The organism is Aquimarina sp. MMG016, from assembly GCF_018100805.1.
Taxonomy (GTDB): Bacteria; Bacteroidota; Bacteroidia; order Flavobacteriales; family Flavobacteriaceae; genus Aquimarina.
Genome location: NZ_JAGJEA010000003.1, coordinates 35,276 through 59,420, shown reverse-complemented (window position 1 = coordinate 59,420; position 24,145 = coordinate 35,276). Strand labels below are relative to the sequence as shown.

Below are 24,145 nucleotides of genomic sequence, written 5' to 3'. Positions count from 1 at the left end.
TACGTCCTGAATTATAATTTTGGACACTTTCTACAATTATTCAGGTAGTTTTTGAAGTGTAACAAATGCTTTTGGAGACATTGCTACATGTTTTTTGAAAGCATTATAAAATGCTGATTTTGATTTAAATCCAACAGAATTCCCAATAGCTTCAATAGTTAGGTGACTATAATTAGGATCTGTTAAGCGTTGTTTAGACGCATCAATTCGATATTGATTAATAAAATCGTTAAAATTTAGTTGAGTATTTGTATTAATGACTTGTGAAATGTAATTCGAACTCGAATTCAAGGCTTCAGCTAAATTTTTTAACGAAGCTGATTTGGACATATAGAATTGTTCTTTTTCTACATAAGCTTTAATCATATCGATAGATATTCCATTAGAAGAGAGTCCTGAGGTTTCATATTTATCAGCTATCCAGGAGTTCTCAAAAAATCGAGATTCTGATAACAATGCAAAACTGGTAATTAAAACGATAGTAGTATGAAATATAAATATGTAATGGTCACCTGCATCATCCTCAAAATTCAGGAATACTAAAAAAATAAGAATGAAAGCACCTAATAAGCCCATTATGGTGTTTTTGGAAAAATCGTATTTACTGACTTTTGTGTTTTCAGAATTAGTTGTATTGTTTTTATAAATGATTTTTACGATAAGCTCTATGGATAGTATGATATAGATAATAAAACTACATAAGATGAGCCATCTGAACTCGTCTTTGATTAAAAGATAACTATAATCTAAATTTTCAGAGACCTGAATCCTTTTCATTTCTGGAAAATAAGCTCCTAAGTACGCATTAATCTTAACAGATGTAGGTTGAGCATAATATTTTATTTGAGAAAAGAAATACAACACAGATGGTAAAATATGAATCCAGTGTTTTCTCAATGTAATCGATTTTCGCTCTAGAAGAGTATAAACAAATAAATATATTGAGGGGGCAAGAAGTAATACTAGAGGCTCTGTTGAATCATTTAGGTGCGGAATATACTTCATTAACCCGGTATAGCATAGGAAAACATCTAATGCAATAATAGATTGTATTAATAATGACCAACCAAATATTCTAAAAGCATTACTTTTCTTTGAAGCCCGAAATAAAATAACTAAGCTTAACAATACTCCAATAAAAATACCCAGGCTTATAAAATAAGAAACAAAATTATGTCTTATCGGGATATTATCAATTATGTTTTGGATGTCTTCCATCTGGGGATAATCTATTCCGTAATAAAATCAGTAAGTCTCTGAGGACCTTCCAATGGAATTCTAATAATCTTTAATATTCCATCTTCTGTAGTCGAAATTTGCCATTTGATTAAAGTGATCTTACCATTTTGGATTTCCATTCCAGTAATGGATCTTGGGTGTACACAGCTTCCATCATTAAACAATGCTAATTCTCCCGCTTCAGGAAATCTGGGCCTATGTGTATGACCAATAATAGTAAGCTTATTTTTATGATTAGCAATCCATTTTTTAATTCTGCGCTCTACTCTAATCGTTTCCTTATAATTTTTTGCGGGACTAGTGGGATCTGCAATACCAACTACTTGTAGAGGCTTCCATAGTACGCGAACCAGGAATCTGTTAATCCTCCATCCTACGTAATTCATAAAATCAGCTTGATGTCCGTGGAGCAGAAAAATCTCCTGCTCACTATTCTGATGTTTTAATATAATGGCTTCCTGATACTCTATATTTGGAAAAAGAGGAACTTCAGTATCAGTTTTTTGATCAAAATAGGAGCTAAGATGTTTTTTTACATATTTTGGATCTCGATATACCATATCGTGATTTCCCCAAATCATTTCTAACCGATTTTCATTATAAAATTTCTGAAGTAGTTCATACACATTTTTATGTGCTCGAAAGATCATGTCGAACTTAAGATTCTCCCATAATTCATCTCCGTCTCCAAGCTCACAATAGGTAAATCCTTCTTTATAATAATGTTTTAACGCATGAAAATAAATGTTTCTATTGTTCGCAAAGTCATCAGCAAAGCTGTTATCTCCACGATGACAATCGCTGAATAATACAAACTTAGAATCATCATCAAACGGAATTACTTTGGCATTTTTATAAGCACGATCCAGACGGGATTGAGATGACATAGATGAAGTTTTTAGTAAATATACAGAACTATATGTTATTTTATATTTAAACTATTGATCATCAAAAACAAGGTTGATATTTGTCATAAAAATTGATATTGATTAAGGCTACCTTTAGTTAAGATTTATCCTAACTCTAATGCTATCTAAATATCTCCCTATTTTTATCATACTTGCTATCCTTTCAGAAATATTGGGGACAGTAGGAGGATTTGGCTCTTCAGTATATTTTGTTCCGATTGCTAATTTTTTTATGGATTTTCAGTCCGTTTTAGGAGTTACAGCTTTGTTCCATTTATCCAGCAATCTTACTAAAATTGCTTTTTTTAGGAAGGGATTGGACAAAAGACTAGTATTAACATTGGGGATTCCAGCAATACTTTTTGTATCTATAGGCGCCTATTTAAGTAAATATTTTAATCCAAAAATTCTCACTTATTTTTTAGGTTTTTTTTTAATAGGTCTAGGACTAATATTTTTGATTTTTAAAAACCTAAAGGTGAAGTCGAATACCAAAAACGCATTTTTAGGAGGGTCATTATCTGGTTTAAGTGCAGGATTGCTTGGTACTGGAGGAGCTATAAGAGGTATTACTATGTCGGCTTTCAAAATGAAGAAAGACACCTTTATTGCTACATCAGCGGTGATTGATTTTGGGGTAGATTTTAGCCGTACTTTTGTATATTATTACAATGGTTATATACATAAACATGATTTGTATCTTATTCCTATTTTGATAGTTGTTGGAATTATTGGGACCTGGATTGGAAAAAAGATTCTAGATCACGTTTCTCAAGAGCAGTTTAGAAAATTTGTTCTTTTTTTAATTGTAGGAATTGGAGTGGTAAGTGTAATTGTTAATTTATAAAGTGGGACTTATTAATTTGGGTAAATATTGCAAAGCATTAGGGTCTCTTTTTTCAAAATATTCTTTAGCATATTTCTGAAGCCATTGCTTGTCAATGAATTCAATAAAAACAGGTAATAAATGATTATGATATTGTTTCACTTCAATTATTCTACCATCAGGTAATCTATGAGGATAGGTTTTATATTCTTTATTATATTGTGGGTATCTTTCTTCTAAATACTTTTCAAAATGAAAAGAAGCACTAATATCCGGCCTCATTTCTTTTCCATCTAAAGCTTTACTAGGTAAAATGTAACCTTTTTGTTCAAAACGGCCATATAAACGTATGAAGAGTTCACTAAGAACAGAAAAGTAGCCGGAGTCTACTCGATCCCAATTATCGTTAAACCGAATGACAAAATTTGGGATTTCAAAACGTTTACTAGAATAATAACCTCGAGTTCTAATATGAGGTAGCACTTGATTTGTTACCCATTTCCTAAATTTTTTGGCATTTTCAGTGTCACTTTTGAAAAGTAAAGCGTACAAACCGCTTTCTGAAATTAATTCAACAAACTGGCGTTTCCCATTTCTAGTTAACCTTTTGGAAAAACGCTCTTCTTTGTCTAAAGTGTCTAGGATTTCTGTAAAATCTTCATTTAACTTCAAAATACGAATAACATCTTCTGCTATAAACCAAACTTGTTCTTTAATTTTTATTGATGGGAACTGTTGAAAATAATTAGGAGTTTCTTTTTTTGTTATTTCCATAATCATTAAAATTCTTTATTTTAAACTTCCATAAATTTCAGAACCTCATAAATAAGTATTGCAGGCCAGACAATAGCTTTTAAAAAACCTAAAACACCTATCCAAAAACCAGTTGCCTGACTAATAAAATAAATTGCCGCTCCAATAAACCCTAAGCCATAAATTGGATTGGAAGTAGTGTGCTTTTGTACTTTTTCTTTCATAAAAGAACTGTTTTGAAGATTATTTATTTAGCCTTCCAATAGCGCAACTTACATAAGATTTAGCTTTTCGGCCTAAGCTGTTTTTATCTCCCTCGATTGGATATCCTAGTTTTGTCAATTCCTTTTGTACGGTTTCTATACCGTCATCAGTTTCATAACGAAAAGAAACGGTACAATCCACGGTATTGACAGATATATCCTTAATTCCAGAGAGTTCGTGAAGTTTTTTTGCAATGGTACTTTCACATCCACTACATTTTAAATTCTGAATAGCTACAGTTGTCTTCATCATCTTAGTTTTAGGTTTGTCAAAATACAGGTACAATAACAACTAAACTATGATAAATGTCAGGGCTATTAAGGTTTTCACCTGATTTATATCATTTTTATTGCCTTAAGGCACTTTTATCTTTGGGTAATGTCTTAATTAGTTATTCATGACTCAATCACTTCGAATAGTAGAAAGAACAAAAGCTTTTTTTACAGAGATTGGCGATTTGTCATTTTTTGCTGGGCGATTTTTTAAAGAAGTATTTTCCAGACCTTTCGAATTTCGTGAATTATTAAGGCAGTGTTATCATATGGGAAACCGTTCATTACTATTAGTTGGAGTGACAGGGTTTATTCTTGGGTTGGTATTTACTTTACAGTCTAGACCAACTTTAATGGAGTTTGGTGCAGAATCGTGGATGCCTTCAATGGTTGGTATTTCTATAGTTAGAGAAATAGGGCCTGTGATTACTGCATTGATTTGCGCAGGTAGAATTGGTTCGGGAATTGGAGCAGAATTAGGTTCGATGCGAGTGACGGAACAAATTGATGCTATGGAAGTATCCGGGACTAATCCTTTTAAATATCTGGTTATTACTCGTATTACCGCAACTACCTTGATGCTTCCCATATTGATTGTTTTTGGAGATGCTATAGCTTTGTTTGGTTCCGCTATTGTAGAAAACCTAAAGGGAGCAGTATCCTATCAATTATATTTTAATCAGGTTTTTGATGCTATTGAATACAGTGATATAGTTCCGGCAACCATAAAATCTTTCTTTTTCGGTTTTGCCATTGGATTAGTAGGATGTTATAAGGGGTATCATTGTAAAAAAGGAACTGCCGGGGTTGGAGAAGCCTCAAACTCGGCAGTAGTGTATACATCCATGCTATTATTTATTATTGACTTTATAGCTGTATTTCTGGCTGATATTTTTTTTGAAATCTAATGGAAACAAAAATAGATATAGAACCCGTTTTACAGATCAAAGATCTGAGAAAAAGCTTTGGAAACAATCATGTGCTGAATGGGTTTAGTTTACAGTTATTTGAAGGCGAAAATTTAGTGGTAATGGGTAAGTCCGGTTCGGGTAAATCAGTTATGATCAAATGCCTTGTGGGTTTGATGCAAGCTGATAGTGGTAGTATTCGTATCAAAGGTCAGGATATTACTATCCTTGGTCAAACAGAACTAGATCTGTTGAGAACAGAAATAGGGTTTTTATTTCAGGGGAGTGCTTTGTATGATTCTATGACGGTTCGTGAAAACCTGGAATTTCCGCTGCGTAGGCATAAAGATAAATTAAATATGACCGGACATACTGAGACATTGGTTTTGGAGGCTTTAGAAAATGTGGGTTTGGCTGACGCAATTGATTTAATGCCTGCTGAGCTTTCTGGAGGTATGCAGAGAAGAGTAGCATTGGCAAGAGCACTTATTTTAAAACCCAAAATCATTTTATATGACGAACCTACCACAGGATTAGACCCAATTACAGCAAAAGAGATTATTCAGTTGATGCGAAATATACAGAAGAAATATGGTACTTCTTCATTGATTATTACCCACGATGTGGATTGTGCTCGAGTAATTTCTAACCGAATTATTCTATTGGTAGATGGTATCAATTATGCAGAAGGAACGTATCAAGAATTATTACATGCTGATGATCCACAAATAAAGGCATTTTTTAAGCATTAGAAACATAAGAAATAGTGTTATGAAAAAATCAACTTCACAAAAATTAAAATTAGGTGTTTTTGTAGTTGTAGGTACGCTAATATTAATTGCAGCCCTATACTCAATTGGAAACAGGCAGAATTTATTTGGGAGCAATATTAGACTGCTGACTCAATTTACCAATGTCAATGGCCTTGAATTAGGAAATAATGTTAGGTATTCTGGTATTAATGTAGGAACAGTTAGTAAGATTAAAATGATTGATGATTCCAAAATTGTTGTTGAAATGATTATTAAAGATGATATCGTAAGACATATTAAAAAAGATGCAGTGGCAACTATCGGTTCTGATGGATTGGTTGGTAATATGATTGTAAATATTATTCCTAGAGAAAGTAGAAAACCTCCGGTAGTTTCTGGAGATACAATTCAATCCTACAGCAAAATTGGCACTGATGATATGTTAACCACATTAAATGTTACGAATGAAAATGCAGCACTATTAACTGCAGATTTGCTAAAGATAACTACAGAAATTGTAGAAGGTAAAGGAACTATTGGATTATTGGTTAATGATTCTGTAATGGCAAGAGATCTTAAATTAACCATTTATGAACTAAGAAAAGCAAGTAAAGGAGCTTCTCAAGCAATTGTAGAGCTCAGAGATATTATTTCTACCATTGATAAAAGTGAAAGTGCTATTGGCGTTCTTCTAAATGATAGTTTATCAGGTCAAAAAGTTAAGACGATTATTAATAATCTGGAAAAATCAAGTGACGAAATAGGAGAGGTCACTCAAAATCTAAATATTATGATGAAAAATGTTTCAGAGGGTGAAGGAGCACTAAACTATTTAACAAGTAATCAGGATTTAGTAAAAAATATAGACTCTACAATGAATAATATCAAAGAAGGGACTACTAGATTTAATCAAAATATGGAAGCTTTAAAGCATAATTTTCTTTTCAGAGGGTATTTTAAGAAGTTAGAAAAGGAACAAAAAAAGAAGGATAAAAAAGGATAAAGATGTTGATTAATTTTAAACCGAAGTATAATGAAAATAGAACATCTAGAAGAGCGAGTTATTGACTATAGAAACTCTATTAAGACAGTAGTAGATAAAAGGATGCTTTGGAAAACGAGTACAAGACCTTTACTTGTCAAAACGTTACAAACTATTACTGAGCAATACAACATAGGTTGGAAAGTTCAGGAATTAAGTTGGATTCATAATAATGAAGCAGTAAATATAACATTTGATTCATTTCCTCCAGAGCTTATTGATTGCACAAACTTAATCCCGGCATATCAATTTATACCTGGAGGAGCTTTAGTATTTTCTCAGTCTTATAATGGAGATATTTATGTTGTGATGATATACCCTGAGATAGAGAATGCGCCCCAAGAAAGTAATCTGATCGAGCTAGGGATCTATGCTCCAAAATCTCTAACAGAGAAGTTAATCGTAGAAAAGGTAGATGAATTTCTAAAAGAAATGATAAGGTGGGAAGTCCCTCAATTGAAGAACAAAGTTGGATTTTAGGTGATTGGATATAACTATCATTTTTGTTTGATGGTTCTTATTAAATATGATAAATTGATTTGGTTAATACAGCATAAATGAAACCATTACCACTCCAAAAAATGCAATTGGGACAATAAACATTAAATAAATGAAAGAAATAGTATTGGCTTTAAAAAAAGCTCCCAACCAACTACTTTTATAAAAATTTCGGAGGGCTATCATCAAATAGACCACAAAAGATAAAAACACCAGAACTTCTAACCATGTTGGAATTCCGATTAATATATTTGCCAGAATTAAGATACAAAAAGATGTGAAAAGAAAGGTGAAAAAATAAAAACTAAATACCATATGATGTGCAAAATCAGCACGTTTCCAATAAAATAACTTTAATAAGAAACCAAATAGAGGTAACATTAAGAACATTGTAATAGGGATGGTGTCATATAATACCTTTAGAATACCACCACCTTGTTTTTCATAGAACTTTAGTATTTGTGCATAAAATTTTTGAGTAACAGCACCAGCATCTTCTTCCAATCCCATGGCCTTTAACTTATCTCCTTCTGGGGCATCAATTGCAATAAGAGAATCTAACTTATTTCTCTGAAAACTAAATGATACAGAAGGCTCCTTTTGCTTGGCAGATATAACTGAGTCAATTGCTTTAATATCCTCATCTGATACCCCTATTAATACTGAGTTGTCTTTAATAGCATTTTTGGCTCTTTCTAAACCAATAGAATCTTTTTTTAACTGTAACGAATCTATAACTACTCCTTTTTTAAAACCTTCTTTTAATACCTGTGTAAATTTATTATCTGCTTTTCTTATGCTAAAAGAGAAAATAAAAAAAAATACCACAGAGATAAAGAGATAGAATTGTGCCGGATGTAAATATGTGAGTCGCTTACCATCAACAAAACGCCTAGCCAAAACTCCAGGTTTTGTCATTAGTGGAATAAAACTTCTGAAGAAGCGAGCATCTATAGAAAAGTAATTGCTTATGGTATTACTAAACAGTACACTAAAAGTAAGTTTATCTGTTGTTTCTTGCCCACAATAAGGACAATAATCGAAGGATTCATCAAAAGATTTTTCGCAGTTTTTACATTGGTTAGTCGAAGGCATTACTAAGAATTTGCCTAAAAGTACAAAAACAATTTACAATTATTCTAAGGATATCATAGAGCTCGAAATGATATTCATCATAATCAAATATTTATAACATTCAGGTGTTCATGGTGTAGTAGGTTCTAAGTTATAATCGATGATATCAGCTTTAAAGTACTCTAATCTTGTATCTTTAAGATCCCAAATAGCGGTCATTGTTTCTGGAATTAATACCCCATCATAATCTTTGTATTTACCCACTTCTCCAATGAAATTTTCTAATACAGTATCTCTATATCTTTTGGTTTTGAATGAATCGATCATCCCATTTTCATCAAAGATGAAATGCCCTTCTAGCTTTATGCCTCCTTTAGATATGACACCTTTTACAGTTTTAGTATCTAATTGCTCCCAGAAAATATCAGAATCCAAAAAACCTATCGGAAACCATATCAACTCACCAAAATATCTCCCCAATGAGCTTTGATCCACCTCTGGACCCGAATGTTGAGCTATTTTTTTAAGGCCTAGCAAGCTTATCTTAACCTCTCCGTTTTCTTCTTGATATTTATCTCTGATGAGCATAGGAAAAGCTTTTGCGTTCCATATAAAACCTGGATTATAAGAAGAAATATATTGTGTGGCAGTAAAAGGTAACCAGTCTTTTTCTGGATTGGTTCTGATTTTGCCTTTTTGAGAAAAAACTGCATTACAATATTTTGGTTTCCCGATAACCTTAACATTGATTAAATAATTTTTCATCAAATCAGGAAATGAATCCAGGTCATCTTTTGAAATCAGTTTATCCTCATTGTTAGAAGTAAACAGAGCATTCTTTTCCTGATTAACATTTCTTTGAATGGAAGATATTCCTATAAAAACTATAGTAACGATAACTACAATGGTTATTCCAATAATAATTAATGTCATTTTGATTAGTTTTTGTTTCATTGTCTTCCGTTCGGATAGTGTTGGAATTAGCAATGTATATGATAGTATATCGAACAAAAATGATTTATATCATTTCTGGTTTGTTTATAATATGATAGCTTCATTCTTTCAACCTGAAACTCATAGAAATCATGAAAACTATTCTCTATTCTACTGATTATTCGGAACATTCTATATCTTCTTTACAATATGCTTATGATCTAAGTATGAAGCTACAGGCAGAATTGATCGTTTTACATATATTTGATGTTCCTACATTTTCTGGGACAACAATAATAAGTTCCTTAAGACAAACACAAAAAAGAGCTTATCAAGAACAACGTTCTATCATTGATGCTTACTGTACAAAACATTTAGGAGATAAAAATAAGCTAAAGAATGTACGAACTGAAGTGTTGAAAAGCATATCTATTGTTGATGGAATTCTAGAAATGGCCAAAAAACTATCTGCTGACATGATTATAATGGGAATGAAGGATAAACACAGTAATAGAGGTGTTTTGGTTGGAGATATAGCGAAGCAATTGTTAACCAAAGTTCCTTGTCCATTATTGATTCTTCCCGACAATAGTAGCGCTAAGGAAATAAAAAATATAGTATACGCTACGGATTTTGAAGAAGAAGATGTTTTTGCGATTGAAAAATTGGCAATACTTGCAGCAGCATATCAAGCAGAAATCCGTGTAATTCATATTTCATCTAAGAAGGAGTCGGATGGAGAAGATCAAATGTCCTGGTTTAAGGAAATGGTAAAGGAAAAAGTTGACTATGAGAATATAGATTTTGATATTGTTTTTTCGAATGATGTTTATGAAAAATTAAATGATTATGTCAATACTAATGAAACTGATATTGTTGCTTTATTGGAACGTGAAGATCGAGGCTTCTTTAATAGGCTATTTCATCGAGATTTAGTAAAACAGGTAGGGGCAAATACGGTAATTCCTTTATTGAGCTTTAATGCTAAGTAAATCAAAGTATTCTTCCATCGCCCATTTCTATAATGCGATCGGTTTTATTGGCAAAATCGATATCGTGAGTAACAACCAGGAGAGACAAACCTTGTTCATCACTTAGTTGTTTAAAAATATTAAACACATTATCAGAATTATAACTATCTAAATTTCCTGTGGGCTCATCCCCCATTATGATTGCAGGATCATTAATCAAAGCACGTGCAATGGCAACCCTTTGTTTTTCCCCTCCAGATATTCTGGAAGCTCTTTTTTTTGCTAGATGATCAATACCAAGAACACGAAGTTTTTCCATTGCATGATGTTCAATCTCTGCAGCAGTTTTTTCTCCAAGTTTTTTAGCTGGAAGCATTACATTTTCGAGCACTGAAAATTCAGACAACAAATAATGAAACTGGAATACAAAACCAATATGTTTATTCCTAATAAAGGAAAGTTTTTCCCTCTCTTGACCGGTAACAAGTTCATGATTCAGATATAACTCACCTTCATAATCGGTATCCATCGTAGATAAGATATAAAGCAGCGTTGATTTGCCACATCCAGATTTTCCCATAATAGAAGTGAATTCTCCTTCTTTTATTTTAAAACTAATGTCCTTCAGTACATGGAAAAGCACTGGTTTTCTGAAGTATTTGTTGATATTTTTAGCTTCGAGAACTGTATTCATATTTACTTTTATTGGCCTCTTATGATTTTAACCGGGTCAATCTTTTTTGCCTTACGAGAAGGTAAAAAGCCTGCCATAAAAGTTGAAATCATCGCAAATGTTATTCCTATAACATAAAACCAAGGATTATGATTTATTGGGTATGTTTCTATAGTAGGTAATGCCTCTGTCTGAAAAGGCACCTGATCAATGATATTGGATAATATAAAACCGATGAGTAAACCTAAAATTCCTCCAACTACTCCAATGATCATGGCTTGACTCATAAAGATCATTTGTACATCTTTACCAGAAAACCCCGTTGCTTTTAGGATTGCTATATCGTTCATCTTTTCATAAATAAGCATATTGAGTATGTTATAAATACCAAATCCTGCTACAATTAGTAAAGTGATGGAAACAGCATATGTAATTAGATTTCTAATAGTTGTTCCTGTCTCGAACTGGGCGTTAGCAGTATTAATATCAATTGCTTTGAGTTTAAACTGTTGTTCAATTTTCTTGGATAAAGGAATTGCATTATCAATATCATATAGTTTTACATTAATATCAGTAATGTAATTTTCGGCCTCACCTAAGATTCGTTGTACAGTTTTTATATTAGTAAAACTTTGAATATTATCAATATCTGCTATACCGCTTTGATAGATACCGACTATTTTTAATGGAAAAACGTCCCCTTTAATAGGACTTATCTGTACTCTGTCACCTATATCAAGAGACATTTTATCTGCAATTCCTGATCCCAATAAAATTCCATTCTCATTGTTTTTTAAATCTTGTGGTTCGCCTTTTACAATATAGTCTTTGAAGTTAAAAAGTTCTACCTCTTTCATAATATCAACACCAGTAATATTTCCACCTATTTCAATCGATCCTGCGATATAAAAAGCCTGTGTTTTTATCTGTGGAATTGCGCCGCGAACCTGAGGGTCTTTATTTAAATAATTAATGATTGGAAGCACATTGTGAATACGTTTCTGACTTTGTTTTGGTTTAATAGAATGTACTATGTTAAGGGTGTTTTCAAGTTCATGATATAGATCGACCGGTTGTTTTTCAGAAGGTTCTATTTCGTTATAGATATGAATATGCGGGGTTTGATTAAGAATTAAATCATCGAGCATTCCATTAAGCCCGGTCATAAAACATACCAGGGTAATATATGCTCCAATGCCAAATGTCACTCCAAGAGCAGCGGTTGCGGTTTGCTTGATTTTAGTCAGCAGATGTGTTTTGGCAATGTTCAATATGACTTTCCAGTTGATCATTATTTAGGTTTATAAATCCAGGTCTCTTTGGTGATTCCTGATACAACTTCTACGGTATCCATACTTTGTAATCCGGTGACAATTTCTATAATCCCATTTTCAGTTTTTACTTTGGTATCATCAATCAGATATTGTTTTGGAATTGTGAGCACATCCTTTTTTTTCGAAATGATGATATTTCCTTCACCTGATAATCCGGGGTATAAAACTTCTGGAGTTCTGTCAAACAAGGCTTCAACCATAAAAGTTTGATTACGTTCGTCTTTTTTAGGATAAATTTTACTCACTTTGGAAGTAAACACCTCTGCATTATACGCATCCAATGTGATGATTACCTTTTGGCCTTTTTTAATCTTTACAATATCCACTTCATCCACCAACATCTCTATAACAAATACTGTAGTACTGCCTACAGATGCTATAGGCTCCATAGTATTTACGATTTCTCCCGGGTTTTTGTATAAGGCGTATACCTTACCATTGATCTTGCTACTAATTGTGAAATCTTTAGTAGTTATAAGGGAAGTTTTATAATTGTTTTCTGCCTGTTTCAATTGTGTTTCTAATTCTTCCTTAGTTCTATCATATTTGTTCTTTAGCAGATCTAGTGAATTTGTAGAAAGTTCATAAGCTAGTTTTTTAGTATCATATGCTACTTTAGATCCAATTTGCTGATCCCAAAGATTTTTTTGTCTGCAATAGTTGATAGAATCATTATTCATTTTTAAGATAGCGGCATCAATTTCCTCTTGAATACTTCTAAGTATTGCAGCACTACCTTGATAATTGTTTTTTGCGAGCTCAAGAGATAGTTTGGCGTTCTCTGTATTTAATTTAGGACTATTATTGATAATTTGGATTAACGGGGTCTCTTTGGTTACCAGATCTCCTTCTTCTACCAGGTTTTTATCCAAAATACCATTTACAACTGAATGTACTTCGTATAAACTATCAGGTTGTATGATTATTGAGGAATAAACCGATTCGGTAATATCGGTTATGGCCGGAAGTATTCTTTCTTCTTTACTGTTACAGGATACTATAAGCACACTAAACAGAATCACCAAAACAGGCTTGTTCATAGGTTTTAATTTTGATTCAAATTTCAGGGATAGCCGTGATTTTCGGAATGATATTTATCATATTTAAAATGAAGGAGAGCTACTATTTTTGAATAGATGATAAAAATTAAAGAATATGGATGTGTCTGTTTTTTTAGCGAAGTTCTGGGGGTGGTATCTTATTATTTTTTTCTTCATTTTGAGTTTTAATCCATCCAGGATAAAGCAGATTTTCGAAGATTTAAAAGACCAGAAGTTTCTAATCATAACCTCCTTTGTTGCCATTCTTGTAGGATTACTTAATATACTTTTTCACAATGTATGGGAACCTAACTGGAAGTTTATCATTACAGCCATCGGTTGGATTGCCTTAGGAATGGGATTATTGTTATTTATTTTTCCAACGGGTACAGGTAAGTGGCTGGAATTTATCAATATAAAATTAGTGCAGATACTATATGTGCTCTTATTTTTAACTGGAGTATTCCTGTTAAATGCTGCCTATAAATTGGTGCCCTATTAAATGTTAACGCTCAGCTATGGATATGTTTGTTAAAAAATTTAAAGAAATTACAATTAAAGATATAGCCTCGGTAGGAGGGAAAAATGCTTCACTTGGTGAAATGATCAATCAATTGTCTCCCCAAGGGGTTAGTATTCCGGATGGATTTGCTACAACTGCTGATGCATTTTGGCTGTTTCTGAAAGAAAATTGCTTAGCAGAACAATTACAGAATCTTTTAAAAGGTTTGGATAGAAAGAATTTTTCAAACCTTAATGAGATTGGTTCGATTGCTCGAAAGCTCATATTTGATGGAAGTTTCTCTGAAGCTTTTTCAGCGTCTATTGTCGAAGCCTATAATAAGTTAGGAGAAAGGAAGGATATTGCGGTAGCGGTACGCAGCAGTGCCACAGCAGAAGATCTGCCCGAAGCTAGTTTTGCAGGGCAACACGATACATTCTTAAATATCAAAGGAGAAGAAGCTTTGTTAACAGCGATTAAAAAATGTTTTGCTTCTCTCTACACCAATCGGGCAATAAAATATCGCGAAGATAAAGGGTTCTTGCATCATGATATCGCATTATCGGTTGGAGTTCAACGAATGGTACGGTCAGATAAAGGATGTTCGGGAGTAGGTTTTACTATAGAACCAGAGTCTGGGTTTAAAAATATTATTCACTTGTCTGGAGTATGGGGGTTAGGGGAGAATATTGTTCAAGGAACCGTAAATCCTGATGAGTTTTATGTTTTTAAACCCACATTACAACAGGGTAAACAAGCTATTATACAAAAAAAACTAGGAGATAAGGAAAAAACTATGATCTATGCAGATTATGGAAAAAATTCTTCTGTTGTAAACATAAGTACACCACTTTCGAAGAAAGAAAAATATGTACTCTCAGACGCAGAGGTTATTACACTAGCTAAATGGGCTATGGCTATTGAACATCATTATCAAAAACCAATGGATATCGAATGGGCCAAAGATGGTGTAAACGGAGAGTTATTTATTACACAAGCCAGACCTGAAACGGTACATCATTCAAAGAGTGGAAAGGTACATGTAGAATATCAACTACAAGAAAAAGGAGAAGTGCTGGCAGTCGGAAATGCTATTGGTTCTAAAATAACGGTAGGAACTGCACGGATATTAAAAACACCAAAGGACTCTCATAAACTTCATGAAGGAGACATCATTATCACTGATGTTACTAGTCCAGATTGGGATCCACTACTAAAAAAAGCAGGAGCTATCGTTACTAACAGAGGAGGGCGAACAAGTCATGCGGCTATTGTAGCAAGAGAATTAGGAGTTCCAGCCGTTGTGGGAACTAATAGTGCTACACAAGGAATCAAAGAAGGACAGACTGTTACCGTCTGTTGTGCAGAGGGTAAAACAGGGTACATCTATCAAGGTGCTTTACCATACGTAAAGAAAGAAATAGATTTCAATAGAATTAAACTTCCTAATACCGAAGCCAAGTTCATTCTTTCAGATCCTGAAAAAGCTTTTCAGCTTTCGTTTTATCCTAATGATGGGATCGGTTTATTAAGAATGGAATTTATTATTACTCATATGGTCAAGGTACACCCTATGGCATTGGTAAAATTTGATCAAATAGAAAATTCAGAAGCAAAGACAAAGATCGAAATGCTAACACATGGTTATACCGATAAGCAGGAGTATTTTGTGGATCAACTTTCACAAGGTATTGCAACCATGGCAGCGGCTTTTTATCCTAAGGAAGTCATTGTACGTATGAGTGATTTTAAAACCAACGAATACGCTAACCTTATCGGAGGTAGACAATTTGAGCCTAAGGAAGAGAATCCAATGCTCGGTTTTAGGGGAGCTTCAAGATACTATAGTGATTTGTATCGAGAAGGTTTTGGATTAGAGTGTAAAGCCATTAAGAGGGTAAGGGAGGATATGGGATTAACCAATGTTAAAGTAATGATTCCATTCTGTAGAACTGTAGAAGAAGGAGAGAAAGTCATAGCAATCATGGCAGAGTACGGACTTCAACAAGGAGAAAACCAACTGGAAGTGTATGTTATGTCCGAAATTCCAAGTAATGTGATTCAGGCTGAAGAATTTGCTAAAATCTTTGACGGATTCTCTATTGGTTCCAATGATTTGACTCAATTAACTTTGGGTATTGACCGGGATTCAGAATTAATGGCATCTGTTTTTGATGAGAATGATCCAGCAACGAAAAAGATGATTACAATGGCTATAGAAAAAGCCAATTATTTGGGGAAAAAGATTGGACTATGCGGGCAGGCACCTAGTGACTTCCCAGAATATGCTTCTTTTTTAGTAGAAGCAGGTATCGATAGCGTTTCTTTTAACCCCGATGCTATACTAAAAGGGATAGAAAATATTAATAAAGCAGAGTCCTATACTACTGCCATTGCAAACTAAATAGAACTACTTGGGTACAATCGTTAACCGTTTAAGATGCGAAGAAGAAAAAGAATAATGATAAATATACTGGTAGTATTAGGGTTAACTTTGATGATATGGATAATACTTTCTATTGTAGTAGGTAAAAAAGGGCCAGAAAAGACAATTATTATAGGTCAATCTGATGCTGAACAAAAAGCATTTATCATATATGATCCTGATCCAATATATAATTTGGATGAAAAAATAAGCAGATCTTTTGCAGAAGGACTGGCCGAAAAAGGATGGATGTCAAAAATAGTAACTGTTGCTGCTGCCAAAAATTCAGAAGAACCATTCGACTTATATGTGTTTTGCGCAAACACTTATAATTGGACTCCTGATAAAGCCATAAGTGATTATATTAGAAATAATGATGACCTACGAGGAAAGAAAGTAGTTGCAATTACTTTGGGAAGTGGCTCAACAAAGAGGTCACAACGAATACTTGAGGATCTGATTAAACAGAAAGAAGCTGTGCTGATCGGCTCTAGAACGTTTTGGCTTATGAAGCCCAATTCAGAATCAAAAACAAAAAGATCAAATATTAAAATAGCCGTAGAAATGGCAAACACTTTTGGAAAAGAGGTAAGTGAAAATGTAAAAGGACTAGAATAATATTTTAAAATTTAAAACAATAATTATATGAAAACGAATATTCAATTTGTACAAATGCCTACGAGTGAAACTATGGAAAAGTATGTACATGAAAAACTAAATAAGCTCTACAAAAAATATGATTGGGTGATTAAATCTGATGTGTTTTTTAAAAAAGAAAATGACCCTAAAGGGAAAGGAAAGATTTGTGATATTGAACTTAGTTTATCTGGTCCTAAAATTTATGCAACTTCTAATGAAAAAAATTATGAGTTGGCGTTTAAAGAAACACTTAGTGACCTAGAACGACAGCTAAAAAAACGAAAGCAGGAAATGAAACCGTATATGTAAGAAAAAATCAAAAACTGATATTTATCATATTTCATAGATGATAAAAAATATACTTTAGTTCTGTAGTTAAAAAAATGGTTCTTTGTACTAAATAGTTAAAGAAATTGATTTTTATTATAGCAATGTGATAGAGATCATAGGAGATGTTAAAGGTGTTTTTAGACCTTGTGTTCTAACCACTTTAGTAATAAAGTGTTCTTTAGAAATACTGTAAGTGTTTGATCATATTATTAATATCTTCAAGGAAGCAGGTAGGTTTTCACTTACCTGTTTCTGTTTTCGTGATTATCAGTTTTGAGTTTCTATTTCAAAAACCTCTCTCCATTTGGTCTTATTGATCACAAAGGATATTACACCAGATGTCATTATTACTCCTGTTGCAATTCCTACCATCCTATAGAAAAGTGTTTTGAAATTATGTTCAAATTTTCTAAAAAAACAAACTATCTTCACAAGACAGTATAGTTTGTAATCAACCAAATTGATTTTGTAAATTCTATGTATTTCTTCTTTAGCTCATAATGATACTAGGTTAAGATATTCGTAAGTAAAATACTCGTGCATCTGATCAATATCATTGTTTCTATTTTGGTTTCTATCGAAATTTAGAATGCTTGTCCAAATATTACATTTTTAAAATATAACAGTTATGAAAACGTGTATCATCTATTTTACTTTTTCAGGGAATAATGAAATGTTAGCCAAAGACCTGGTAGAAGATATTGGAGCGGATTTGTTTCAAATATTAGAGCCTAAAAAACGTGGGATGTTCAGGATCATGCTTGATATGTTGTTTAATCGTTTTCCAAAGATCAATGACCTCACTATCGATTTGGAAGGCTATGCACATATATTTTTGATCGCACCCATCTGGAATTATCAGATAGCACATCCTATGAAAACCTTTATCAGGAACAATAAGCAGCATTTAAAAAACTATTCGTTTATAACATTATGCAGCGGCCGTGATACACAAAAAGAAAAGATTGCTGATCAATTAGAAAAATTGGTAAATCATAAACCTAAGGTCATTATAGAATTAGAGACCAGAATGATCATTACTCCAGAACAGGAGAGTAAAGGTGCTTACAAAGTAACCAGTGAAGATTTAAGAAAATTCAAACAGGAGGAAGGATATCAAATGCTACTAAATCATTACTTAACTGAAGAAGAGCTATCATGAATGCAATACAAAAAAAGGATAATGGCGAATGTTGCCCAGAATTCAGTATCGAAAAATGGGATGAGAAAACTTTTGATTGGAATAAAAAACCATTTATCAAATCATCAGTGCCTGCTATATTTCATGTGCCTTTTTTCAAGAAACTTGGAAAAAAGATTACTCAAATGATGCAAAAGGCAGAGGATGCTCATAGTATATCAGAGAACAAAGAAGATATTTTACTATTATTTAACGACCCACATCCATTTCGATCAGATATGTACCTATCTGTAGACGATGAGGTTGCCAAAGCAAGAAATGTTCATCTCTCAGGAGAGTTTATGACCAAGGTTTTTGATGGTCATCCTAAGGATATGCCGAAATACATAAAAAAAATGAATATCTATTTAGAGAGTCAACATAAAAAAGCAAAAGATTACTATGTACACTATGCCTATTGTCCAAAATGCGCAAAAAGTAAAGGTCATAACTATATGGTACTGTTTGCAGAAGTATAAAGAATGAGATAACTACATATTGGGATATTATACATTAATAGTATAGGCCAAAAAAATGAAAAACAATAAGATCATAAAATGGTTACTAGAAGGAGACGTGTCTGTACAATATCAGGTTCACAGGGATCTTTTGTCAAAGGAACGAAAAGACTTGCAGAACAGAATTTCTAAAGAAGGATTTGGGGCTAAATTTCTCTCGAAACGGCATGAAGAAGGTCATTGGGGAAAAACATTCTATCAACCCAAATGGACCTCATCTCACTATACACTTCTTGATTTGCGAAACCTCTGCATTTCCCCAAATAATCAACTCATAAAAGATTCCATTGAAATTATCCTCCAAAATGAAAAAGCAAATGACGGAGGCATTTCGCCCTTTGGCCTAAATCAATTAAGTGATCTATGTGTCAATGGAATGTTTTTAAACTATGCTTCCTACTTTAAAGCAAATGAATACGATTTAAGATCAGTTATTGATTGTATACTCACCCAAATAATGCCGGATGGCGGGTTTAATTGCAGGTCTAATAGATTTCAGACTGTCCACAGTTCTTTACATACAACAATATCTGTATTGGAAGGAATAGCGGAGTATGAGATCCAAGGTTATACATACAGATTAGGAGAATTAAAACAAGTGAAGAAATCATCCACTGAGTTTATTCTATTGCACCGGTTATTTCTCTCTGACAGAACCGGAGAAATAATAAATAAAAACTTTCTTAAGCTGACATATCCAAGTCGATGGCGATATAATATTCTTAGAGCTTTAGACCACTTTCAACATTCCAAGGTACAATGGGACGACAGAATGAACCCAGCAATACAAGTATTACAAAAAAAACGAAAAAAGAATTCGACCTGGAATGTACAATCTAAACATCCCGGTAAAGTACACTTTGAAATGGAAAAAGCTGGAAAACCAAGCAGATGGAACACCTTGAAAGCACTACGCGTATTAAAGTATTATAAAATAGAAAAATACAGATGGATATTAAAGGTTATATGATTTGTATTGGATAATTAAAAAATATTCATCACCAGATACTATCCCTATTCCTTGTTCTTGAACGATCAGTATTACTTCTTGTTCTGCTATCCTTGTTTCGAGTAGTGGAGCTTCTGCTTCTATCATACCTACTTCGGGCACTTCTACTATGGTTATAATATCTATTGGTACTGTGATAACTACGAATATTATCTCCATGATAATTCCTGATTCGCACATATCGAGTTCTATTTAGATTGATATATTGATATCTTGGTGGTAATACATTAACCGTGATCCATACGTCATTTTCAAAATAAATGTAATGTCTTAAAGAAATATCATAATAAATATTGTGATCAGGAAAGTATACATATCTTACTACTTCTACACGGTTAGGATAGAACCAAGGCGGGAGTGGAGCATCAGGTCTGGAGGAAATCACTATCGGCCCGCAGCTTTGTGTCATTATTGTTACTAGTAATAATAGTACTGGAATTAAAAATGTACTTCGAATCATTGTTTTTTCAGATTTTAAAACTTAATGTACCTCTGAACAGGGAAAAATGAAATGATTTTTATCAGCCTGTATTCGATAATCCATATTGTTTTTATCAAAATATTTTAAAAGTTTAAAAAAGACAAATGATCTAATACTTCAGTAGTTTCTCTTCAATGATAATTATCATATTTTTTTAACGATAATCCTACTATTTTTAAAATCATCGGTTTAGTGTTAAAATTTTAGAAATCATGAAAAAAACAATATTAGCGTTACTCATTATTATTATATGTACCACCTATTCTTTTACTCAAGAAAGAACAGAACAGTTATCGGAGGTATTTATAAGTGCAACTAACTATAAATATCTGGACAAAGTAGATTCTAAAGAAGTAGCAGTTCCAGTAGAATTACTGGAACGTAAAGTTGCTACTTTCAATTTACAAAATGCAGATTTTTACCAAGATGATTACGATCTTTATTATGTCTCTTTTTATATTCCAGAAGGAAAAATCTTGGCGGCCTATGACAAGCAAGGTAATGTTATACGTACTGCCGAAAGGTTTAAGGATATCGAATTACCAACTCAAGTAATCAAGGCTGTAGAGAAAAGATTTCCTAATTGGGTTATTACCCAAGATGTTTATGTTGTGAATTACCATGAAAAAAAAGGTGCGAAAAAAAGTTACAAGCTTAAATTAAAAAATGGAGAGAAAGTCATTCGGGTAAAAATGAATGAAAATGGCATTTTTCTTTAACCATTGTTAGAAACAAAAATTATAGAAAAGGAACAATCTAAAGAGATGGTTCCTTTTTTTTAGTATCATGGAGGAAATGCCAATATTTAATACTTTACTAAGCTTGGACATTTCCTCCTTGAATTTTATTCTTTGTCATTAATTCAACTGCAAATCCTTTCTGGCGAGATAAAAATCCACTTTTTCACAAGATTCATCTTGTATTCTGTTTTCCATTTCTTCTAATGTTTTTGGTGGTGGGACAATTACTTTATTACCTTTTTTCCAATTTAGTGGTAAGGCTACTTTGTGCTTGTCAGATACCTGTAAAGCTTCCAGTGCTCTTAGGATCTCATCCATATTTCGACCAACGTTCAGAGGGTAATACATAATAAGCCTAATCTTCATATACGGATCAATAAAGAATACTGCTCGTACAGCTGCAGTTTCACTTTCGTTAGGCTGTAACATACCATATAATTTAGCCACTTTCATATCGATATCAGCTATGATAGGAAAATCAAGATATATTCCCGTTTTTTCTCTTACATTATTTACCCAGGCAAGGTGGGAGTGTATACTATCAATACTTAGGCCTATAAGTTTTGTATTTAATACTTCAAACTCTTGTTTTCTTTTTGCAAACCCACTAAGTTCAGTAGTACATACTGGGGTGAAATCTGCAGGGTGAGAAAATAACACGACCCATTTACCTTCTGCAAAGTCAGAAAATTTTAAAACCCCATGAGTTGTATTTGCTTCAAAATCTGGTGCATCATCACCAATTCTGGGCATGATGTTTATTTCTTTTTCTATTGTTTCCATAACCTTTAATTATTTATAACTTAAAAATTTTATATTATTCATTACATAAAACTATTCTGTATAAGTTGTTGATAAAATGATAATTATCATCTTTTGCTTTAGCTATCAATATAAATTTATGATAGAAAGAGCGTTTAATAGAAAGGCTTCATATTAACTCAAATCATCAAGCCTTTAGGAGTAACTGTGTAATTAATTCATTAGAGAATGATAAAAAATAATCTATTGAATAATTTTTTCTGATATGACTAAAATCATAGTTATATACCACTAATTGAATTTTCTTTGCAAAAAGACTAAAAGATGGTTTTAACGATTCTTTTAATTCTGATTTTTTTAATGATAATTTATTTGTTGTTAATTCCGATTACCCTTTATATTGATACAACTGCAAATCAATATTACATACAATTACATGGTTTACTAAAGGCAAGTATATTGGAAGACAAGGAGGAATTTCTAAAAATAAATTTGAAGGTGTTTTTTTTGAATTTCTATTTCTATCCGTTAAAGAAAAAAGCTCCACGTGAAAAGAAAAAATTAAGAAAGAAAAACGAAAATAAAAGTAAAAATAGAATTAGTATTCGAACAGGTTTTAGAATGCTAAAATCTTTTAAAATTAAAAGATTGTTTCTAGATATAGATACAGGAAGTTGTATTTCTAACGCAAAATTATATCCTGTTTTTTCATTTCTGAAATACTACACCAAAGCAAATTTCAGAATTAATTTTGAAGGTAAAAATTGTTTGGTATTGTGTTTAAAGAATAGGCCAATATACTTGATTAAATCATACATTAATTTTTAAATAATAAAGTCATGGAATTACATTTTGAAGAATTATTAGACAAGATTACGGACTTTATAAAGTCTGAAGCAAAAACTGAAACAGTTGTTGGAGAACAATTTGAATTAGGTGAATTTATATGTGTACCTGTAATAAAAGTAGGTATGGGATTTGGATCTGGAGCCGGTGAAGCCCCTGAAAATAAGAAATATAGTGGTCAAGGCGGTGGAGGAGGAGCCGGAGTTGGAATCGAGCCCGTTGGTTTTTTAGTGACCAAAGGAGATGAAATTTCTTTCCTTGAGGCAGGAAAAACTCACGGATTAGCAGCAGCATTTGAGAAGGTGCCTGACCTAATCGAAAAGATAGCTATGAGCAGAAATAAGGAAAAAGAGACTGCTTAAACTTTTAAGGAAAGATAAAACTGAGTAAGCATTTATAGGCTTACTCAGTTTTTGTTTTTAAAATAGTAAAAACTCAATTTGAATACCATTGCGGATTGTTAATTACATTAATAGCATTCCTCCATCTATAACTTGCATAGTACCTGTCATATATTTACTATCATCTGATGCTAGAAATAGAACCAGGTTGGCTATTTCTTCAGGTTCTGCATATCTTTCAAAAGGAATTAAGTTTTCAAAACCTTTTTGGGCTTCTTCTGGATGGTTTGGAGAGATGTTTTTTTCTATTGAACGCATCATACGTGTATGTACAGGTCCGGGATGCACAGAGTTCACTCTGATTCCTCGCTCTGCAAATTCTAATGCAGCAGTACGCATAATCCCAAGCTCTCCATGTTTACTTACTACATACGGACCTAAACCTTTGAACCCTTTTAATCCTGCTACTGATGAGGTAATAATTACACTACCACCATCTGTCATCTTTGGTATCACATTTTGACAACCTAACCAAACACCTTTTATATTAACTGCTATTACCTGATCAAAAAGGTCTTCAGGATATTCTGCCATAGGTATTGATTTACCTTCAATACCTGCATTGTTAAAGAAAATATCAATTTTTCCGAATACCTTGAGTGTTTCTGCTACATAGTGTTTTACATCTTTTGATTTAGATACATCTGCAACACAATAGTCTACCAGGAGTGAATTAAGTTTTTCTACAGTAGCTTTAAGCTCTTTTTCTTTAATGTCCACTAGCATAACCTTTGCTCCGTGATCTAGAAATAACTTGGCCGTAGCTTTGCCAATACCAAGTGCTCCTCCGGTAATTATAGCGACTTTATCCTTTAACTTACTCAT

The 24,145-nt window shown here is 32.8% G+C and carries 28 protein-coding genes; 15 read left to right on the top strand and 13 right to left on the bottom strand.

Features of this window, described 5'->3' with window-relative positions:
- Positions 1 to 36 precede the first annotated feature (36 nt).
- Complete coding sequence (locus tag J8M14_RS06525; RefSeq protein ID WP_211073795.1) at positions 37 to 1,218, bottom strand: helix-turn-helix domain-containing protein; 1,182 nt, start codon at positions 1,216 to 1,218, stop codon at positions 37 to 39.
- Positions 1,219 to 1,229: 11 nt separating this feature from the next.
- Positions 1,230 to 2,126: a metallophosphoesterase gene (locus J8M14_RS06520; protein WP_211073794.1), complete on the bottom strand. Its 897-nt coding sequence runs from the start codon at positions 2,124 to 2,126 to the stop codon at positions 1,230 to 1,232.
- 139 nt (positions 2,127 to 2,265) lie between these two features.
- On the opposite strand from J8M14_RS06520, the gene J8M14_RS06515 reads away from it, so the two are divergent.
- Positions 2,266 to 2,994: a sulfite exporter TauE/SafE family protein gene (locus J8M14_RS06515; protein WP_211073793.1), complete on the top strand. Its 729-nt coding sequence runs from the start codon at positions 2,266 to 2,268 to the stop codon at positions 2,992 to 2,994.
- On the opposite strand, the gene J8M14_RS06510 is transcribed toward J8M14_RS06515, so the two are convergent.
- The 3 genes from J8M14_RS06510 to J8M14_RS06500 are packed head-to-tail and all read right to left on the bottom strand — an operon-like array spanning position 2,989 to position 4,242.
- Positions 2,989 to 3,747, bottom strand: a complete 759-nt coding sequence (locus J8M14_RS06510; RefSeq protein ID WP_211073792.1) for a Bro-N domain-containing protein — start codon at positions 3,745 to 3,747, stop codon at positions 2,989 to 2,991. The two genes, J8M14_RS06515 and J8M14_RS06510, sit on opposite strands and share 6 nt — an antisense overlap.
- Positions 3,748 to 3,767: 20 nt before the next feature.
- Positions 3,768 to 3,950 (bottom strand): hypothetical protein, encoded by a 183-nt coding sequence (locus J8M14_RS06505; RefSeq protein WP_211073791.1) that lies wholly within the window; start codon positions 3,948 to 3,950, stop codon positions 3,768 to 3,770.
- A gap of 19 nt (positions 3,951 to 3,969) precedes the next feature.
- Positions 3,970 to 4,242 (bottom strand): heavy metal-associated domain-containing protein, encoded by a 273-nt coding sequence (locus J8M14_RS06500; RefSeq protein ID WP_247672570.1) that lies wholly within the window; start codon positions 4,240 to 4,242, stop codon positions 3,970 to 3,972.
- Between the two features lie 145 nt (positions 4,243 to 4,387).
- Here J8M14_RS06500 and J8M14_RS06495 point away from each other — a divergent pair, with 145 nt between their 5' ends.
- Genes J8M14_RS06495 through J8M14_RS06480 form a run of 4 tightly spaced genes read left to right on the top strand, consistent with a single transcriptional unit; the run spans position 4,388 to position 7,444 of the window.
- On the top strand, positions 4,388 to 5,170 hold the full coding sequence (locus tag J8M14_RS06495; RefSeq protein WP_211073790.1) for an ABC transporter permease: 783 nt from the start codon (positions 4,388 to 4,390) through the stop codon (positions 5,168 to 5,170).
- A complete protein-coding gene (locus J8M14_RS06490; protein ID WP_211073789.1) occupies positions 5,170 to 5,922 on the top strand; it encodes an ATP-binding cassette domain-containing protein in 753 nt (250 codons plus the stop codon). Before J8M14_RS06495 ends, J8M14_RS06490 begins: the two co-directional genes overlap by 1 nt.
- A gap of 19 nt (positions 5,923 to 5,941) precedes the next feature.
- Complete coding sequence (locus tag J8M14_RS06485) at positions 5,942 to 6,925, top strand: MlaD family protein (protein ID WP_211073788.1); 984 nt, start codon at positions 5,942 to 5,944, stop codon at positions 6,923 to 6,925.
- 30 nt (positions 6,926 to 6,955) lie between these two features.
- Positions 6,956 to 7,444: a hypothetical protein gene (locus tag J8M14_RS06480; protein WP_211073787.1), complete on the top strand. Its 489-nt coding sequence runs from the start codon at positions 6,956 to 6,958 to the stop codon at positions 7,442 to 7,444.
- 63 nt (positions 7,445 to 7,507) lie between these two features.
- On the opposite strand, the gene J8M14_RS06475 is transcribed toward J8M14_RS06480, so the two are convergent.
- Both J8M14_RS06475 and J8M14_RS06470 read right to left on the bottom strand, forming a co-directional pair.
- The gene (locus J8M14_RS06475) at positions 7,508 to 8,557 is read right to left on the bottom strand and encodes a DUF3667 domain-containing protein (RefSeq protein ID WP_211073786.1); all 1,050 of its coding nucleotides are present in this window, start codon (positions 8,555 to 8,557) and stop codon (positions 7,508 to 7,510) included.
- A 108-nt stretch (positions 8,558 to 8,665) separates the two neighbouring features.
- A complete protein-coding gene (locus J8M14_RS06470; protein ID WP_211073785.1) occupies positions 8,666 to 9,469 on the bottom strand; it encodes a DUF6544 family protein in 804 nt (267 codons plus the stop codon).
- Between the two features lie 152 nt (positions 9,470 to 9,621).
- Here J8M14_RS06470 and J8M14_RS06465 point away from each other — a divergent pair, with 152 nt between their 5' ends.
- Positions 9,622 to 10,461 carry a universal stress protein gene (locus J8M14_RS06465; protein ID WP_211073784.1) on the top strand — a complete coding sequence of 280 codons (840 nt, stop codon included), beginning with the start codon at positions 9,622 to 9,624 and terminating at the stop codon, positions 10,459 to 10,461.
- 1 nt (position 10,462) lies between these two features.
- On the opposite strand, the gene J8M14_RS06460 is transcribed toward J8M14_RS06465, so the two are convergent.
- From J8M14_RS06460 to J8M14_RS06450, 3 genes are read right to left on the bottom strand one after another with little or no spacing between them, the layout of a single operon-like run.
- Positions 10,463 to 11,134 (bottom strand): ABC transporter ATP-binding protein, encoded by a 672-nt coding sequence (locus tag J8M14_RS06460; RefSeq protein ID WP_211073783.1) that lies wholly within the window; start codon positions 11,132 to 11,134, stop codon positions 10,463 to 10,465.
- Positions 11,135 to 11,142: 8 nt separating this feature from the next.
- Positions 11,143 to 12,405 carry an FtsX-like permease family protein gene (locus tag J8M14_RS06455; RefSeq protein ID WP_211073782.1) on the bottom strand — a complete coding sequence of 421 codons (1,263 nt, stop codon included), beginning with the start codon at positions 12,403 to 12,405 and terminating at the stop codon, positions 11,143 to 11,145.
- The gene (locus tag J8M14_RS06450; protein WP_211073781.1) at positions 12,405 to 13,487 is read right to left on the bottom strand and encodes an HlyD family efflux transporter periplasmic adaptor subunit; all 1,083 of its coding nucleotides are present in this window, start codon (positions 13,485 to 13,487) and stop codon (positions 12,405 to 12,407) included. The genes J8M14_RS06455 and J8M14_RS06450 overlap by 1 nt, the downstream gene beginning before the upstream one ends.
- A gap of 115 nt (positions 13,488 to 13,602) precedes the next feature.
- On the opposite strand from J8M14_RS06450, the gene J8M14_RS06445 reads away from it, so the two are divergent.
- From J8M14_RS06445 to J8M14_RS06415, 7 genes are all read left to right on the top strand, one after another.
- The gene (locus tag J8M14_RS06445) at positions 13,603 to 13,989 is read left to right on the top strand and encodes a hypothetical protein (RefSeq protein WP_211073780.1); all 387 of its coding nucleotides are present in this window, start codon (positions 13,603 to 13,605) and stop codon (positions 13,987 to 13,989) included.
- A 22-nt stretch (positions 13,990 to 14,011) separates the two neighbouring features.
- Positions 14,012 to 16,393 carry a phosphoenolpyruvate synthase gene (gene ppsA / locus J8M14_RS06440; RefSeq protein WP_348772826.1) on the top strand — a complete coding sequence of 794 codons (2,382 nt, stop codon included), beginning with the start codon at positions 14,012 to 14,014 and terminating at the stop codon, positions 16,391 to 16,393.
- A 36-nt stretch (positions 16,394 to 16,429) separates the two neighbouring features.
- Positions 16,430 to 17,032: a hypothetical protein gene (locus tag J8M14_RS06435; RefSeq protein WP_211073778.1), complete on the top strand. Its 603-nt coding sequence runs from the start codon at positions 16,430 to 16,432 to the stop codon at positions 17,030 to 17,032.
- 27 nt (positions 17,033 to 17,059) lie between these two features.
- Complete coding sequence (gene raiA, locus J8M14_RS06430; protein WP_211073777.1) at positions 17,060 to 17,362, top strand: ribosome-associated translation inhibitor RaiA; 303 nt, start codon at positions 17,060 to 17,062, stop codon at positions 17,360 to 17,362.
- 649 nt (positions 17,363 to 18,011) lie between these two features.
- Positions 18,012 to 18,545 carry a hypothetical protein gene (locus J8M14_RS06425; RefSeq protein WP_211073776.1) on the top strand — a complete coding sequence of 178 codons (534 nt, stop codon included), beginning with the start codon at positions 18,012 to 18,014 and terminating at the stop codon, positions 18,543 to 18,545.
- Positions 18,542 to 19,042, top strand: coding sequence for a hydrolase (locus J8M14_RS06420; protein ID WP_211073775.1), 501 nt, complete (start codon positions 18,542 to 18,544; stop codon positions 19,040 to 19,042). Before J8M14_RS06425 ends, J8M14_RS06420 begins: the two co-directional genes overlap by 4 nt.
- Before the next feature lie 55 nt (positions 19,043 to 19,097).
- On the top strand, positions 19,098 to 20,051 hold the full coding sequence (locus J8M14_RS06415; protein ID WP_211073774.1) for a hypothetical protein: 954 nt from the start codon (positions 19,098 to 19,100) through the stop codon (positions 20,049 to 20,051).
- Positions 20,052 to 20,079: 28 nt separating this feature from the next.
- On the opposite strand, the gene J8M14_RS06410 is transcribed toward J8M14_RS06415, so the two are convergent.
- Positions 20,080 to 20,550 carry a hypothetical protein gene (locus J8M14_RS06410; RefSeq protein WP_211073773.1) on the bottom strand — a complete coding sequence of 157 codons (471 nt, stop codon included), beginning with the start codon at positions 20,548 to 20,550 and terminating at the stop codon, positions 20,080 to 20,082.
- Between the two features lie 233 nt (positions 20,551 to 20,783).
- Between J8M14_RS06410 and J8M14_RS06405 the strand changes: the two genes are divergently transcribed.
- The gene (locus J8M14_RS06405) at positions 20,784 to 21,290 is read left to right on the top strand and encodes a nicotinate-nucleotide adenylyltransferase (protein WP_211073772.1); all 507 of its coding nucleotides are present in this window, start codon (positions 20,784 to 20,786) and stop codon (positions 21,288 to 21,290) included.
- A gap of 138 nt (positions 21,291 to 21,428) precedes the next feature.
- Here the strand turns inward: J8M14_RS06405 and J8M14_RS06400 are convergent, their stop codons facing one another.
- Positions 21,429 to 22,094: a peroxiredoxin gene (locus J8M14_RS06400; protein WP_211073771.1), complete on the bottom strand. Its 666-nt coding sequence runs from the start codon at positions 22,092 to 22,094 to the stop codon at positions 21,429 to 21,431.
- A gap of 818 nt (positions 22,095 to 22,912) precedes the next feature.
- On the opposite strand from J8M14_RS06400, the gene J8M14_RS06395 reads away from it, so the two are divergent.
- Complete coding sequence (locus tag J8M14_RS06395) at positions 22,913 to 23,281, top strand: spore germination protein GerW family protein (RefSeq protein ID WP_211073770.1); 369 nt, start codon at positions 22,913 to 22,915, stop codon at positions 23,279 to 23,281.
- A gap of 102 nt (positions 23,282 to 23,383) precedes the next feature.
- On the opposite strand, the gene J8M14_RS06390 is transcribed toward J8M14_RS06395, so the two are convergent.
- Positions 23,384 to 24,145: an SDR family NAD(P)-dependent oxidoreductase gene (locus J8M14_RS06390; protein WP_211073769.1), complete on the bottom strand. Its 762-nt coding sequence runs from the start codon at positions 24,143 to 24,145 to the stop codon at positions 23,384 to 23,386.

Bases quoted from the DNA above. Each gene is read 5' to 3' on its own strand.
- J8M14_RS06410 (WP_211073773.1), bottom strand. From the start codon at position 20,550: ATGATTCGAAGTACATTTTTAATTCCAGTACTATTATTACTAGTAACA.
- J8M14_RS06390 (WP_211073769.1), bottom strand. From the start codon at position 24,145: ATGAGTAAGTTAAAGGATAAAGTCGCTATAATTACCGGAGGAGCACTT.
- J8M14_RS06480 (WP_211073787.1), top strand. From the start codon at position 6,956: ATGAAAATAGAACATCTAGAAGAGCGAGTTATTGACTATAGAAACTCT.
- J8M14_RS06450 (WP_211073781.1), bottom strand. From the start codon at position 13,487: ATGAACAAGCCTGTTTTGGTGATTCTGTTTAGTGTGCTTATAGTATCC.
- J8M14_RS06485 (WP_211073788.1), top strand. From the start codon at position 5,942: ATGAAAAAATCAACTTCACAAAAATTAAAATTAGGTGTTTTTGTAGTT.
- J8M14_RS06510 (WP_211073792.1), bottom strand. From the start codon at position 3,747: ATGGAAATAACAAAAAAAGAAACTCCTAATTATTTTCAACAGTTCCCA.
- J8M14_RS06495 (WP_211073790.1), top strand. From the start codon at position 4,388: ATGACTCAATCACTTCGAATAGTAGAAAGAACAAAAGCTTTTTTTACA.
- J8M14_RS06500 (WP_247672570.1), bottom strand. From the start codon at position 4,242: ATGATGAAGACAACTGTAGCTATTCAGAATTTAAAATGTAGTGGATGT.
- J8M14_RS06420 (WP_211073775.1), top strand. From the start codon at position 18,542: ATGAATGCAATACAAAAAAAGGATAATGGCGAATGTTGCCCAGAATTC.
- J8M14_RS06470 (WP_211073785.1), bottom strand. From the start codon at position 9,469: ATGACATTAATTATTATTGGAATAACCATTGTAGTTATCGTTACTATA.
- J8M14_RS06515 (WP_211073793.1), top strand. From the start codon at position 2,266: ATGCTATCTAAATATCTCCCTATTTTTATCATACTTGCTATCCTTTCA.
- J8M14_RS06435 (WP_211073778.1), top strand. From the start codon at position 16,430: ATGCGAAGAAGAAAAAGAATAATGATAAATATACTGGTAGTATTAGGG.
- J8M14_RS06425 (WP_211073776.1), top strand. From the start codon at position 18,012: ATGAAAACGTGTATCATCTATTTTACTTTTTCAGGGAATAATGAAATG.
- J8M14_RS06445 (WP_211073780.1), top strand. From the start codon at position 13,603: ATGGATGTGTCTGTTTTTTTAGCGAAGTTCTGGGGGTGGTATCTTATT.
- J8M14_RS06490 (WP_211073789.1), top strand. From the start codon at position 5,170: ATGGAAACAAAAATAGATATAGAACCCGTTTTACAGATCAAAGATCTG.
- J8M14_RS06395 (WP_211073770.1), top strand. From the start codon at position 22,913: ATGGAATTACATTTTGAAGAATTATTAGACAAGATTACGGACTTTATA.
- J8M14_RS06505 (WP_211073791.1), bottom strand. From the start codon at position 3,950: ATGAAAGAAAAAGTACAAAAGCACACTACTTCCAATCCAATTTATGGC.
- J8M14_RS06460 (WP_211073783.1), bottom strand. From the start codon at position 11,134: ATGAATACAGTTCTCGAAGCTAAAAATATCAACAAATACTTCAGAAAA.
- J8M14_RS06405 (WP_211073772.1), top strand. From the start codon at position 20,784: ATGAAAAAAACAATATTAGCGTTACTCATTATTATTATATGTACCACC.
- J8M14_RS06400 (WP_211073771.1), bottom strand. From the start codon at position 22,094: ATGGAAACAATAGAAAAAGAAATAAACATCATGCCCAGAATTGGTGAT.
- ppsA (WP_348772826.1), top strand. From the start codon at position 14,012: ATGTTTGTTAAAAAATTTAAAGAAATTACAATTAAAGATATAGCCTCG.
- raiA (WP_211073777.1), top strand. From the start codon at position 17,060: ATGAAAACGAATATTCAATTTGTACAAATGCCTACGAGTGAAACTATG.
- J8M14_RS06415 (WP_211073774.1), top strand. From the start codon at position 19,098: ATGAAAAACAATAAGATCATAAAATGGTTACTAGAAGGAGACGTGTCT.
- J8M14_RS06520 (WP_211073794.1), bottom strand. From the start codon at position 2,126: ATGTCATCTCAATCCCGTCTGGATCGTGCTTATAAAAATGCCAAAGTA.
- J8M14_RS06475 (WP_211073786.1), bottom strand. From the start codon at position 8,557: ATGCCTTCGACTAACCAATGTAAAAACTGCGAAAAATCTTTTGATGAA.
- J8M14_RS06465 (WP_211073784.1), top strand. From the start codon at position 9,622: ATGAAAACTATTCTCTATTCTACTGATTATTCGGAACATTCTATATCT.
- J8M14_RS06525 (WP_211073795.1), bottom strand. From the start codon at position 1,218: ATGGAAGACATCCAAAACATAATTGATAATATCCCGATAAGACATAAT.
- J8M14_RS06455 (WP_211073782.1), bottom strand. From the start codon at position 12,405: ATGATCAACTGGAAAGTCATATTGAACATTGCCAAAACACATCTGCTG.